Origin of the sequence: Streptococcus sp. 2018037, from assembly GCF_019754195.1 — a bacterium.
Classification (GTDB): Bacteria; Bacillota; Bacilli; order Lactobacillales; family Streptococcaceae; genus Streptococcus; species Streptococcus hashimotonensis.
The window spans coordinates 36,564-50,220 of record NZ_JAIJZQ010000015.1 but is presented as its reverse complement, the minus strand read 5'-3'; the positions used below and the strand labels follow the sequence as shown (position 1 = coordinate 50,220).

General features: G+C 42.6%; 12 protein-coding genes. All 12 read left to right on the top strand.

Features of this window, described 5'->3' with window-relative positions:
* Window positions 1-165: 165 nt before the first annotated feature.
* Window positions 166-540 carry a class B sortase gene (locus tag K5Q29_RS06810; protein WP_105138811.1) on the top strand — a complete coding sequence of 125 codons (375 nt, stop codon included), beginning with the start codon at window positions 166-168 and terminating at the stop codon, window positions 538-540.
* Between the two features lies 1 nt (window position 541).
* The gene (locus K5Q29_RS06805; protein ID WP_105138810.1) at window positions 542-1,141 is read left to right on the top strand and encodes a hypothetical protein; all 600 of its coding nucleotides are present in this window, start codon (window positions 542-544) and stop codon (window positions 1,139-1,141) included.
* 14 nt (window positions 1,142-1,155) lie between these two features.
* A complete protein-coding gene (locus K5Q29_RS10745; RefSeq protein ID WP_239515198.1) occupies window positions 1,156-1,710 on the top strand; it encodes a hypothetical protein in 555 nt (184 codons plus the stop codon).
* Window positions 1,711-1,734: 24 nt separating this feature from the next.
* Window positions 1,735-5,478: a DNRLRE domain-containing protein gene (locus K5Q29_RS10740; RefSeq protein WP_260619130.1), complete on the top strand. Its 3,744-nt coding sequence runs from the start codon at window positions 1,735-1,737 to the stop codon at window positions 5,476-5,478.
* A gap of 9 nt (window positions 5,479-5,487) precedes the next feature.
* On the top strand, window positions 5,488-9,924 hold the full coding sequence (locus tag K5Q29_RS10735; RefSeq protein WP_260619129.1) for an RHS repeat-associated core domain-containing protein: 4,437 nt from the start codon (window positions 5,488-5,490) through the stop codon (window positions 9,922-9,924).
* A gap of 186 nt (window positions 9,925-10,110) precedes the next feature.
* Entirely contained in the window at window positions 10,111-10,437 is a 327-nt protein-coding gene (locus K5Q29_RS06795; RefSeq protein ID WP_203224943.1) for a hypothetical protein, read from the top strand.
* Window positions 10,358-10,522, top strand: a complete 165-nt coding sequence (locus tag K5Q29_RS10920; protein ID WP_398578110.1) for a GH-E family nuclease — start codon at window positions 10,358-10,360, stop codon at window positions 10,520-10,522. The genes K5Q29_RS06795 and K5Q29_RS10920 overlap by 80 nt, the downstream gene beginning before the upstream one ends.
* Window positions 10,515-10,838 carry a DUF2185 domain-containing protein gene (locus tag K5Q29_RS06785; protein WP_228477867.1) on the top strand — a complete coding sequence of 108 codons (324 nt, stop codon included), beginning with the start codon at window positions 10,515-10,517 and terminating at the stop codon, window positions 10,836-10,838. The genes K5Q29_RS10920 and K5Q29_RS06785 overlap by 8 nt, the downstream gene beginning before the upstream one ends.
* Window positions 10,839-10,958: 120 nt before the next feature.
* Window positions 10,959-11,582, top strand: coding sequence for a TipC family immunity protein (locus tag K5Q29_RS06780; protein ID WP_053866926.1), 624 nt, complete (start codon window positions 10,959-10,961; stop codon window positions 11,580-11,582).
* A 54-nt stretch (window positions 11,583-11,636) separates the two neighbouring features.
* On the top strand, window positions 11,637-11,810 hold the full coding sequence (locus K5Q29_RS06775; RefSeq protein WP_153308791.1) for a hypothetical protein: 174 nt from the start codon (window positions 11,637-11,639) through the stop codon (window positions 11,808-11,810).
* The gene (locus K5Q29_RS06770) at window positions 11,807-12,397 is read left to right on the top strand and encodes a TipC family immunity protein (protein WP_105138807.1); all 591 of its coding nucleotides are present in this window, start codon (window positions 11,807-11,809) and stop codon (window positions 12,395-12,397) included. Before K5Q29_RS06775 ends, K5Q29_RS06770 begins: the two co-directional genes overlap by 4 nt.
* Before the next feature lie 296 nt (window positions 12,398-12,693).
* On the top strand, window positions 12,694-13,419 hold the full coding sequence (locus tag K5Q29_RS06765; protein ID WP_105138806.1) for a TipC family immunity protein: 726 nt from the start codon (window positions 12,694-12,696) through the stop codon (window positions 13,417-13,419).
* Window positions 13,420-13,657 lie beyond the last annotated feature (238 nt).

The following is a 13,657-nucleotide window of genomic DNA, read 5'->3' as shown; positions in this document are numbered from 1 at the left end:
TTTTATTGCGACGTCTAGCGTCAAAAGCACCCTCGACTTAACAAGACACCTCTACTTTAACATAAAGAAAAAGTAGTGAGTACTTTCTCCCGTCGGAGATTTCCTCACTACTAATCTTAGTATGTTTTTACTGAAAAGGTAAATCAGACTAGTTTTGAGGATCCTGTGACGATCATCTATGGACATGCCATGCGTGATGATTCCATGTTTGGTAGCCTAGACTATTTAGCGGAGCCTTCTACATTTGAATCAATCCAGACAGTAACGATTACCAAAGACGGGAAAGACTTTCTATACCAGATTGTTGCAGCATATTCCTTTACTGATGATCACCTGTATCACACCTTTGGACTAGGCGATACGAAGCAGGTGGAGTCATATGTCTCTCTGTTAGAAGCCAAGGCAAATGAATATGGTGGATTCTATCGCTCGTTTGATTTTGATGTTACTCGGGATAAGTTATTGATTTTATCTACTTGTGACGTGGCAGGAAATGAGAGACGGTTTGTAGTTCATGCCGTCAGAAAAGGAGGAAGCTAACATGGTTATTTTTAAAGAGAATAGAAAATTTTTTGAGTTTGCGATTGGATATATTTTTATGGGTATAGGGCAAAAATTGATGGGAGTCGGTCTATTGAAACCCTGGTCTGAAAATGCTCCGGTCCTTTTGTGGCTAGGGCTGGTAGGACTTTCCTTGTTTGGGATTGGATTATTTTTTATTGGAAAATTAGCCATTTGGTTTCTAAGGCAGTTCAATCAGGAGCAACGAGTAGCGAAAGTTGTTGGTCTAGCGTTAGCAGTTAGCATGATTGGAGGCTTGCTGCTTGGAGGATTAGGGCAGCTAATCTATGATTACACTTCATTTGGCTATCAAGAAGTAAAGAATGCCATCTGGTTAGTGACGAGCCTATTTCAGACATTTATCAAAGTAACGGTCATCTTTAACCTTTACTGCTTTTATAAAGATAGTAATTTTTCTTGGAAGAAGGGGGACTTCCGAAGAATAATTGCCATTGTCTTACTGGGAATTCTTATAGCAGCCAGCATAGGATTGATATGGTCTGCCATATCAGATATCTTGTTGGGGCTTGCAGATATGATTGTTATTTTAGGGACAGTGTATTATTTACTTGAAAAATAATTAGGATGATATATATGAAAAAGAGAAGAAAAATTGTTAGTTGGCTGATGCTTTCAACTATTTTATTGGCCAATAGTCCCCTGGTCTATGCGCAGGAAATTCAAGAAATTGTTGAAACTTCGCAAAGTCAGGCTTATTATGAAGAAGCAGTGGAGGAAGCGCGTGAGTCGACTGTCGGTGGTGATAATGCAAATACAACCAATGCATCAAACTCCGACCAGACAACCGCAGCAAGTGCCACTGATGGCGGAGATGCCATTCAGCAGCCTAAAATCACTGAAGAAGGGCAAAATGCAGAAGAGGCAGCTTTACGGGCGCAGTATGGAGAACCAGTTCTCGAAAGTGGTCAAGAACAACTTTACAAGGTAGACGAGACACGCTTTGTGACCTATATTGGTAGCCAGGCTAAGACCTATATTGACCACGAGGGGCGGGAAGTTCCGATTGACCTTGATCTGTATTCCTATCATGCGGATGGCACGCATTATTATCTACCGAAAGAATCACCTGTTGATGTAGTGCTTCCCGCTAAGGTGACCGAGACCACACCGATTGATGTTATCAGTTAGGAAGATAAAATATCGCTCTATCCTTTGGATAAAACCTACGAACATGCGACTGTAGAGGACAATGCTATCCTTTATAATAACGTTGACGGTGCGACAGATGTCCAATATACAGTACAGTCAAACGGTGTTAAAGAAGAAATCGTTCTGAGTAAATGGGAAGAAAAGAACCGTTTTACCTACGTTCTAGAGGCAGGAAATTATGATGTAAGTCTTGAAACCAATCAAATCTTGGTTCGCCAAAAAGGCAAAAAAGAAATACTTTTTGTCTTAAATGCTCCTCTTATGGTGGATGCTGCAGGAGAAACCAGTCAAGATATAAAATTGGAACTGGCTGAAAAAGATGGACACTACCATATCACTGTCGTCGCAGGGAAAGAATGGTTGGCAGATAAGGCACGTCAATATCCTGTTCGTATCGATCCAACCATTACTGTCCCACGAGAAAATATACTAGATTCTGTAACGAGTTCGGTCCACGGTCAATATCAGGGATATGCTTATGGTTATATTGGATATATGACGGTCGAATCCATAGGAATGGAAGGAGTCGCAGACGTTAAGGACATCGGTCGGAGTCGTATGTATTTTAAGGTCAACTATGACTTTAAGCAAAATATTCCTTCAGAAGCTAAAATTGATAGCGCAACACTCAATCTCTATGAGTACACTGCTCCTGGAAATCAGGGAACACAGTTTGCTGCCTATCGTTTAACAGAAGATTTTAATATCAATACGGTGACTTGGAATTCATCCGTCAATCTAGGTCGAGAAATTGCAGGTGAAAATGCCATTTCCGAGAAAAAGGTTGGGATGCACAACTTTGATATTCGTGATGCGGTCAACGGCTGGGTGCAAGGAATCTATCCAAACTATGGTTTAGTTGTCGCTGCAACAGATGAGGGAGCAGATGGCGGTGCCTTTTATACGACTGAAGCCACAGCCTCCAATGCTGGTCAAATTGGCTTTACTCCTGAAAAAGCGCCAAGTATTACGATTAATTGGTCCGTCCCAGATCCAGTAGATATCAATTATGCTATCGGTGATACGACTATCAATCTCCGGACAATGGTGAAGACAGATAAGTCTGGTAAACTCCAATTCCAAGGAGTTTTTGCGGATGGTCTGACTAGCCCTGCTGCACAGGTTGGCTACCAGCTCAGTGACCCTGCTAAGAATTATACTGGTCAGAGTACAGCCAGCTTTTCATACAAATACCCTGACACGGCTTCCTTTATTTCAGCATTTGAAAAAGGAACGACACAATACAAAGATAAATTGTCTAACTGGCAAACGCTCGTGCCGTTTACAGAGCCGGAATTAAATACGCTCTACACTATCGATGCGGAAAGCCAGAAAGATGGTCAAATGAGTGGGAAGAAGAGTAGTGACTCTTTCATCATTTACAAGGTAACTCAATATGATACTCTTCCTAAGATAGCCAGCTACTATGGCGTACCGCTAAAACAGATTGCCTTTGACAACCGGATTCAAGATATGCTTCTGGTCAAAAACAACACTCTCTTTATCCGCAATCCAAGTAAAAATGCGAACAAGCCTTATAACCCACCTGCTCTGACTGATAAGGTCAAAGCAGACGTGGATATGCTGTTGATGGGACGTGGCTTACACTGTGAATTTGGTTTTGAACCGATAAATCTTAATACAGGTAATTTTTACTTAGAACGAACAGACGTATCTATCTCAGACCTAGGTGGAGACTTTGCGATTGTCCGCAATTATAACTCCAAAGCAGCAGGTATCAATAGTCTATTTGGTCGAGGATGGTCTTTTGCCTTTAACGAACAACTTTCACTTGATGACGAGGGCAATATTAACTATATCCGTACAGATGGTTCTATTTTGACCTTTATCAAAGCAGGTGATACCTATAAGGCGCCAGAGGGCTATGATCTAACCTTGACGGTAAAGGAAATAGAGACTAAAAAAGCTGATTTTGGCAATGGCGAAGAGGACTACGCTGTCAAGGAATATCACATTACCGATAGCAATCAGCAGGAAAAAATCTTCAATTTCCATGGGCTTTTGACCAGTCAAACAGATGAAAAAGGGAATAAAACTAGCCTTTCCTATAACGAACAGGCTCAACTGACTAAGATTACATCACCGACAGGTCTTGTATATGGTGTGATCCAAAATGATTCAGGCTATATCGGAGCAATCCAGTTACCGAACGGTTCGACACTAGCTTATGACTATGATGAAGCGGGAAATCTTATTTCTTACACGGACGCAGCAGGAGCTAAGACACGTTACGACTATGACGAACAAGGACGAATGATACCTTGGTATGATGCCAATGGGACCAAGATTATCGAGAATGTCTATGATGAACAGCATCGTGTCATCCAGCAGACCGACGGAACAGGAGCAGTCTCCACTCTTTCCTATAGTGATGGACAGACAGTAACGACAGATGCTAATGGTCAAGTGACGACTTATACCTATGACAAACATTATCGTACAACAGCCATTACTTATCCTGATGGAAGCAGTATTCGTAAGGCTTATGACGATAATAACCGCTTAGTGGGTGAGACCAATGAATTGGGTCAAACGACTAGCTACACTCACGATAGTCAGGGAAATATTCTCACGGAAACTCGTTTTGACGGAGCGGTCAAAACATCTACTTATGACCAAAACAACCATCTCCTTTCTGTAACAGATTTTGCAGGACAGACTACTAGCCATACTTATGATGCGAAAGGAAACCTTCTTTCTACAAGTTTGGCAGATGGTACTAGCATTACCCACACAGTTGATGAGCAAGGACGCATTCTTTCAACCACCGATGCTCTAGGAAACACAGTCCAGCTATCCTATGATGGGGCTAATTTGGTCAAAGTGACCAATGCAGCTGGCGGAGTGACCACTCTTACCTATAACGCTCATAATCAAGTTACCTCCATCACTAACCCTCGTGGTGGTGTGACAACGATGACCTATGATGCCGAAGGTCGTAAACTAAGTGAAAAAGATGCGGATGGTGTCGGTACAAGTCAGACATTTGACCCAGCAGGGCAAGTGATTGCAGTGACCGAAGGAAATGGGAATACTAGCAGCTTTACTTACGATGCCTTTGGACGCAAGATTGCGGCAAGTAATGGCGAAGGTGGTCAGTATAGCTACGAGTATGATGGTGTTGGGAACCTCCTTCGTTTGACAGATGCCGAAGGTCGTACGACGAGCTACAGTTATGATAGCAGAGGTCGTCTTCTGACAGAGACGGATGCTGCCGGACAAACGGTGCATTACAAACGTGACGCAATTGGTCGTGTCTTGGAACGGACCAATGAAGCTGGTCAGACAACATCATATACCTATGATGAGACAGTCAACCAAATCGCAAGCATTACAGATGCTTTAGGGCAGGTGACCAGCTATAGCTATGACAAGGCAGGGAATGTGACTCAAGTCACCTACCCAATTGGTACGAGTACGACCAGCACTTACGATGCTTTAGGCCGTCGTCTTAGTTACCAAGACCAAGCAGGCCGCACGGTTAGCTATACCTACGATGCGCTAGGGAATAAACTGACCGAAAGCCTGGATGAACGTACGACCAGCTATAGCTACGATGCACTTGGTAATGTGACCAAGGTCATCTATCCAGATAAGACGAGTGTTTCCTACCGATATGATAGCATGGGAAATGTTCTCGAGCAGACAGATGCCAAGGGCATATCCACTCAGTATGACTATACTGCCGCTGGTCGTTTGAGCAGTACGACAAATGCTCTTGGTTAAATAACCACGATGACCTATGATGCGAACGGAAATCAAATCAGCTTGACCGATGCGGCAGGAAATACTGCCAGCACACTCTATACAGGGCAAAACCAAGTTGGTCAAGTCACCGATGCACTTGGTCATACAACTCACTTTAGCTACAACCAAATGGAGCAACTTCGTGAGGAAATTGATGCTCTAGGTGGAAAAACAAGCTACCAGTATAATGAACTTGGCTACTTGACCCAAGTGACCAATCCAAATGGTCATGCAACTCAGCTGAGCTATACACCAACAGCTCGGGTTAAAGAAGTTATCCAGGCAGATGGTAGTAGTATTGTCAATGAATACGATGCTCTTAATCGCCTCATTAAGCAGACGCAGTCTAGCGGTCTCATTACTGAGTATAGCTATGATGCTGCCAATCGTCTGATAGCTACGAAGGATAATCAATCTCTAAATGAAAGCTACACCTATGACGCTGCAGGCAATCGCCTGACGACAACCAACAGCCTTGGTCAGACCACAAGCATGACCTATGACAGCTACAATCAGTTGACCAAGGTCACTTATGCAGATGGAAGTAGTGAAAGCTACACCTATGATTTATCAGGTAATCTAGCGACTAAGACGGATGTAGAAGGACATGAGACCAGCTACCATTATGATGAAAATGGAAATTTACAGAAGAAGGTAGACCATCTTGGACGTGAAACCAGCTACAATTATGACCAACTCAACCGTGTCGTGACAGAAACGGACCCTGAGGGGCATGAGACCAACTACGAGTACGATGTGCTGGGGAATGTCGCAAGTGTCACAGATGCCAACGGACACCAATCTATCTACGGATATGATGCTAATGAACGCCTGGTTCTGTACAAAGATCCAAAGGGACAGGAAACTGTCTTGAAATACGACCCACTCGGTCGCTTACTGGAGACGGTGGCTCCTACAGGTGCCAGCCAGACCTACACCTACGACGCAGTGGGCAATCGTCTGTCTGAAACAACAGGCGAGGGAAATACCACTAGCTATACCTACGATAGTCTCAACCGTCTACTTAGCCTAACCAAGCCAACTGGCGGTAAGACAAGCTATACCTATGACCAAACTGGTAGTCTCTCGACAGAGACAGACCCGAGTGGGGATGTGACAAGCTATGTCAATGACCTCTACGGGCGTGCGACCAGTCGAACTCTTCCAAATCAAGCGACTTTCAGCTATAGTTATGATGCTCTTGGGCGTCTGGAGAAACAGACGGCGCCACAAGGCTTGTCCAAGACCTATACCTACAATGTAGCTGGTAATCTTATCAAGGAAGTAGACCAGTCGGATCGAGCGACTAGCTACACCTACGATGTTGCCGGTCGCCTCTTGGCGGAGAAGAATGCTCTGGATCTAGAAAAGACCTATGCCTACGATGAGATGGGCAATCTGACCAACATCACCAGTCCAAGCGGTGCTAAGACCAGCCTGTCCTATACGAAGCTGGACCAGCTTAAAACGATCACCAGTCCGACAGGCCGTGAGACAGAGCTGAGCTATGATCCTGTAGGGCAAGTGACCAAGCGAGTCATCAATGGTAAGCGGGAGACAACCTATGCCTATGACCCGAATGGCAATCTCCTAGAGGAAGTCAACCCACTTGGTCAGGTGACCAAGCGGACCTACGCCGCAGGCAATCGTCTGACAGCCGAGACCAATACCGCAGGTCAGACCAGTCTCTATAGTTATGACAAGGATAACCGCCTAATCAAGGTATCCAGTCCTACAGGCGCAAGCAGTAGTCTCACCTATGATGGCAATGGCAATCTGACCAGTGTTCTCTCAGGAAGCAAGCGTCTTTCTAGCTACACCTACGACCAAGAAGACCAACTGCTGACCGCCACCAAGGGAAGTGGAGATGAAGCATCAACCAGCAGCTACACCTATGATAGCGTGGGCAATCTCACCTCCATCACCAATGGTAATGGTCAAGTGACGAAGTATAGCTATGACCAGCTAGGAAATGTCGTCGAAAAGATGAATGCGCTGGGAGACAGCGAGACCTACACCTACGATGTCAATAACCAACTAGCCAAGATTACCAAGGCTGATGGTCAGACCATTAGCTACGACTACAACAAGCTGGACCAACTGCTGACCAAGAAGACTTCTGCCGAGTCAGAAGGTCAGGTCCTCTACAGCTATGATGCGGATGGTCGTAGAGTGGCGATGAGTGACTTGACGGGGCAGACCCGCTACGCTTATAATGAAGAGGGTGAATTGACCGGTGTCCGCCAAGGTGATGGCAGTCTGATTACCTACACCTACGACGACTATGGCAATATCACCAAGATGGTCTATCCAGATGGTAGCGAGGTAGCCTATAGCTATGACGAGCTCGATCGTCTGACCAAGGTGACCGACCGTGACGGCAAGGTGACCACCTACGCCTATGATAAGGCTGGTGATATGACCAAGATTGAGCGTGGAGACGGCACGACAAGCGCTCTGACCTACGACGCAGCCCATCGTGTGACAGAGATTGTTCATCGTGACAAGAAAGGCAAGCTGATTTCCAGCTATGCCTACGAGTACGACGATGGCAACTACATCGCCAAGGAAACCATCACGCAGGATGGGGAAACTCTGGTCCAAACTTACACCTACGACAGTCTAGGGCAAATCGTCCAGATGACTGTTTTAGGTAAAGATGGCAAGGAACTAAGTCAGTTTAGCTACACTTACGACCATGCGGGAAACAAGCTGACCAGCACGGAGACGGTGGACGGTAAGGAAAGCAAGACAGAGTTTAGCTATGATGCCGAGAACCGTCTGCTTGAAATGAAGTCTGGCGACAAGACCATCACCTACACCTATGATAAGAATGGCAACCGCACATCGTCTGGTGCTGGTGATGCCAAGCTGGACTATATCTATGACACGGAAAATCGTCTCTTGGCGGTCAAGGATAAGGAAGGTCTGCTTTTCGCGGCTCTCTATGATGGGGATGATAACCGTGTCTTCACTGCCAGCAGGACCCAAGCGACCAACACCTACCAGCTCTTCAAACGCAAGCCAGCGGATAAGAAGCGCAAGTCTCCGTATACTGCGCCAGATGGCGAAGCCAACAGTCTCTTCTGGTATGGCTTCACGCAGAATGTCGTCCAGTTCTTCTCGAGCTTCACGACTAGCGAGGGCTATGACTGGATCGAGACTTTCGATACCGTCTCAACTGCCTACCATCAGAAGGTAGCCAAGGACCGAGCAACGGAAGAAGGGCTTGTGGTCAATCCGCCGAGCGAGGACAACCTACCGGGTGAAGACGAGGTGCTCTACAGGAGTCAGGTGCAGGATGTCCTCATTCCTTACACGACCAAGGAAGACACCTACAACTATTACGAGACCCGAAACTACGTCAACGATGTCAATCAGCAGCACACCCAAGTCCTGCAAACCTATGACGACCAGCTCCAGAAACGGGAGACCTATGTCTATGGCAATGGCAGAGCTACCTATACTAACGAGAGCACTGGCGACAGCTATCACTACCTGACCAGCCAGTCTGGCTCTGTGACAGGTCTGACTCAGAATGGACAGGCGGTCGCAAGTTCAAGCTATGCCCTCTACGGAGCAACCAAGCAGACCACAGACACCACAGGCAACCCATTTGCCTACAATGGTGAGGCACGGGATGTGACAGGTCTGGACTACCTTCGTGCACGATACTACGATAGTCAAGCAGGCACCTTCCTGACGGCTGACACCTATCCAGGTAGCCAAACAGACCCGCTCAGCCAAAACCTCTATGCCTATGTGCAGAACAACCCAGCCAACTACACCGACCCGAGTGGGCATATCCGCTCACCGCATGCCATGTTTGATGACCGATTTGGTGGCAAGGTCTATAATAGTCCAAGACCTCTGATTAACCCAGATGATGGCACGCTTTACGCACCGAGCACACCTCAACACAAAGCCCATCAAATCCGTCAGAAACAAACAGGAAACTACTCATACGTCTATACACCGAAGGTGTACAGCAATACCCCAATCATCAAACCAACCAGTTATGAGCAGGCGCAGGCACAACGTGACCGAGCAAGAGAGCAAGTACGCGTCGAACAACGTCGCCAGCAAAACATCAGAAATGAGTATAGCAGGGCTACAGGTTCCAAAGGGAAGGCTAAAACAAGAGAAGCTCAAAACCTCTTTAAAAACTGGGGAGCTGCTCTGAGCTCCATGTATACACACGTATGTAAGACAGCCAAACGATGGGTTGATTCAGGTGTCAAATTCCTTAAAAATGTGGATTGGAAGAAGGTTCTTAAGAATGCCGCAGGCATAGCAGGTGAGTTCTTCTATGTTAATGATATTTACCGTGTAATTACTGGTACTGATCCTATTACTGGTGAGAAAGCTAGTCGTTTGGAAGCAGCGGCATGGCTGGCAACGGACCTCATTAGCATGGGAGGTTAAAAATTCGGTAAACTGGCTAAAGTTGCGACTAAGGCTGACAATCTATTTGATGTTGTTAAAGGTTCAAAAATTGTCACTCGAGCTAACAAAGCGATTGATGGTACCAAAACCTTCATAAAATCGAATGTAGGCAAACTTCTCGACACCCCATTTGGTTTCTCTCCACAACTCGCTGGAGTTGGTGGCATGACCATGAACGCAGGTGGAACCACTTTGCGTGAAGTTGGACAGAATGCCAAGAAAGGGTTTGATAATCTTGTTCAAGCCTTTGCGAAGAATGGGGATGAGGGCAACAAAGCCTATAAGAATAGCTGTACTAAATACGCGAAAGGGCAAGTAGATGAAGTATTTAAGAATGCTCAAAAATCCAATAACGGAAAAGTAATAGGCCCAAGTGGTAAAGAAATAATATGGGATAAAACAAAGCCTAGAAATGGTCAATGGGATATGGGGCATATTCCTGGTGAAAATACTCGGATATGCACAAAAATATATGAATGCTTATATTACTAAGGAGGAATTTTTAAAGTGGTTTAGAAATCCTAAAAATTATAGACCTGAGTTACCATCAACAAATAGGGGGCATAAATATGAATAGTAAGAGTATGGGATTAGGTGGAGCAGTAGTTTCGAATAATATATTGAACAATAAAGGTAAAATCAAGTGGATTTTTCGGGAAGAGGGTACTAATGAATTGGATAACGGTTGGCGTTTCCTTTCTGAAATAGACACAGACGAGTTCCTATCTGATTCGAGTAATATGTCAGTTTGTGATTGGGGAACTATAATTGATATTGAACCCGCTATTCTTTCAATATATGCTTTACCTGTTGGGACTGAATTGATGTTGATTTATGAAGGATGTCGAAAATATTTTGTTGATTCAAATACTGGGCAAACTTTAGCGCTATGATATGTATAAAGAAACGTCTGACGAGTATCTCAAGCGATTATCAAGTAGTTCAGTTTGTGGTGATTTAGATTAAAAAGTGTAGCATGTTTACATTAATCAACCATAATGAGGTCATTATATATGAATAAAAAAATGATTTATGCTCTATCTATAGCAGTATTCGCAATCATACTATTGCCGCTCTTTTTAATGTTTTCAAAGCCTCGATATAGCAATGTTTTTGAAGAAATTTATCAAGACGAGTATCATCATGCTACAAATTCTTTTTTACATACGAACTCTACTTTAAATAAGATTCCAGATATGGAAGAAAATAAATCAAGTGGTTTATTTTACGGTCATATTTCAGAACAGTATCGCTCAGAAGTTTTACCTTTAGGGGTTGAGAATATTTCATACAGCTTTAACTTCCCGGATGATAAATCAGAGGGGGGCGACATGTCCATAAACTTTCGTTTCATGTATAGCAATGGAGAAATTATAGACATATACTATGTGTATAAATATAATTCTGATAAATTGGTACAGTCTATAGGGATTATTAGCGAAAAAAGGTTAACAGAGTACAAGCAGATTATGGAGTATGTGCAAGAGAAAAAAATTAGTCTTTCTCCATACATTAGAAGAAGCGAAGAATTGTTACGGAATAAGATTATTCCTGACTGGCTTCGAGTCTATCCTAGTCGTTTCTCTAAGAATAATTGGGGAAATATAGAGATTGTTGCTGAAAATATATCGGATTAGTAGAATTTAAACTTTTGCTAATATTTCAGTTTCTGACTAGCAGGAATATACTATATGTTAAATAATTCAGGAATTACTAGGGAGAAAGTATTTGATATATCCGTGGGTATTGATTATGTAAAAAAAGAGATATATAGCGCTGAAAAAGTTACTAATATGAACCAGTTAAAAGGCAAGAATTCTGTAGCTTATGATTTCATATTGAAATTAGAGGAGGGAGCGAAATGATAAAACGTACAATTAAAGCCTTAGTCCTTGTTCTAGGTGTCGTTGTAGTTTATCTAACCTATAGTCACCATCGATTACATAATCCAATAGATGAAATTATTTATTCAGAGATGACAAGTATAAAAGTTATTCCGATAAAATCGTATAGTCAGCTTATAAAAAGTGATACCAGTTATGATTTTTCTGATAATACAGGATTTGTGACTCTACACTATAATTTGCGCGAGTTACTCAAACCAGAAGAAACAGTAACAGTGTATATAGACGATACAAAAGGTTTCATTTTCTCGTACCAGCATGACTTTAAAAATGGTAGGAAATTACAGATAAATTATATATATGATGGCGTTGAGAACGTCACACAGTCTATTGTTGCAATTGAGAATGACGGTAGCGAAAAAAAGACTCGAGAAGAGATATTAGACTTGTTGAGAGATGATGACCTTGATAGTACATGGCTTATTAGACAATCAACCTATGTCTGGGAGACATTGTTGCTGTCGGTCTGGTTTGAAAAGGGTAGCCATCGCTATTCCTTTGATAACATAGGGAATATTCAGATTGTCAAATCAAATATCCTTGGGTGAGGAAACCCTAGTTTGTCGTTTTAGCTACGATACTATCGCTCTGTCAAATATTTCTATACTCATGTAACGATTTACCTTGAGTTCTTTGAAGTGTTGAAGAAATATCAGTAAGGTAGATAAAATTTTCCTATTTGTAAAAGGGGAACAATCTCTGAAATCATCTAGACATTTCTAGGTGATTTCTTTTTGGTGTGGTAGAATAAATATGTAAACCTTTGATACCAAAGTATCAGGTGGAAACTGTTAAGTCGCTCATCAATTTATTCAAGATTTGAGCCAATGATGTGGGGGTATATATGAAGCATAAATTTTCAAAATATTTTTTTATAATTGTCATAATTGTCACGAGCTCATTTCTGATTTTTAAAGTTTTTAATTACTATAGTCAAAAGACACAATATAATTCCTTAGAGAATGTATTCTTAGAAATGAACTATGCCGAGGTATATAGTGGGTCCTTGAAAGGCTTACCAGATTTGAGTACTATTTTAGGAAGTCCGCAATCATTTAGAGAACCGGATCAAATAATTGGACTAGGGATAGACGGGGACTTATTTGATAATGAAAGTTTACAAGTAATTGTTGGTATAAATGAAACATTTATTGTTGAATACCGGCGATTAATATCAGAAAATGTTTACCTATACATTTGTTATAACTATAGAGAACGTAAACTAAAGGAGACTATTGAAATTTCCAATTCAGATGATTCATTGGCGTGGGCAGAATCAGGTTATTGGATAGATAAAAAAAGAGGTGAAACGGTCAATTTGCAAGAATATTTGGAGAGTACCTATTGGTTTTCTTCCTCCAAAGGCCTCCCTTCTTTGCAATTAACTGAAAAAGAAGAAGTATTAAATTATTTGAAAACGTATGGTATAGATGCTGCTTGGTTAAGGGAAAAATCATCCTACGTTTTGAATGATGTCGTTCTCAAGACTTGGTTTGAAAAGGGGACTCAACGCTATTCGTTTGACAATCTTGGGGATGTTAAAATTATAGAATCAAGTGTATTAAAATAAATTATAAGCTTGTATATTATAGCTTATTGATCAATGAAAATGAGGAAATGGGTGTATCCAGGGCTGATGATACTCAATAAAAATCAAAAGTAGCCTAGGAAACGAAGCCGATGATAGAACTCTGTTGCTTTCTTATTTCAAGGCAACAGGCTAAAAAGCTCCACAGGAGCTTTTCACTCATCGAGGCAAGTTGACAACGGATAATTTTGATTTTTAAAGAGTATGAAATCTAAAAAAC

What these genes read in the sequence shown, in the direction of transcription:
- K5Q29_RS06780 (WP_053866926.1), top strand. Translation starts at nt 10,959, where the DNA reads ATGAATAAAAAAATGATTTATGCTCTATCTATAGCAGTATTCGCAATC.
- K5Q29_RS06775 (WP_153308791.1), top strand. Translation starts at nt 11,637, where the DNA reads ATGTTAAATAATTCAGGAATTACTAGGGAGAAAGTATTTGATATATCC.
- K5Q29_RS06785 (WP_228477867.1), top strand. Translation starts at nt 10,515, where the DNA reads ATGAATAGTAAGAGTATGGGATTAGGTGGAGCAGTAGTTTCGAATAAT.
- K5Q29_RS06770 (WP_105138807.1), top strand. Translation starts at nt 11,807, where the DNA reads ATGATAAAACGTACAATTAAAGCCTTAGTCCTTGTTCTAGGTGTCGTT.
- K5Q29_RS10735 (WP_260619129.1), top strand. Translation starts at nt 5,488, where the DNA reads ATGACCTATGATGCGAACGGAAATCAAATCAGCTTGACCGATGCGGCA.
- K5Q29_RS06805 (WP_105138810.1), top strand. Translation starts at nt 542, where the DNA reads ATGGTTATTTTTAAAGAGAATAGAAAATTTTTTGAGTTTGCGATTGGA.
- K5Q29_RS06765 (WP_105138806.1), top strand. Translation starts at nt 12,694, where the DNA reads ATGAAGCATAAATTTTCAAAATATTTTTTTATAATTGTCATAATTGTC.
- K5Q29_RS10920 (WP_398578110.1), top strand. Translation starts at nt 10,358, where the DNA reads ATGGTCAATGGGATATGGGGCATATTCCTGGTGAAAATACTCGGATAT.
- K5Q29_RS06795 (WP_203224943.1), top strand. Translation starts at nt 10,111, where the DNA reads ATGACCATGAACGCAGGTGGAACCACTTTGCGTGAAGTTGGACAGAAT.
- K5Q29_RS10745 (WP_239515198.1), top strand. Translation starts at nt 1,156, where the DNA reads ATGAAAAAGAGAAGAAAAATTGTTAGTTGGCTGATGCTTTCAACTATT.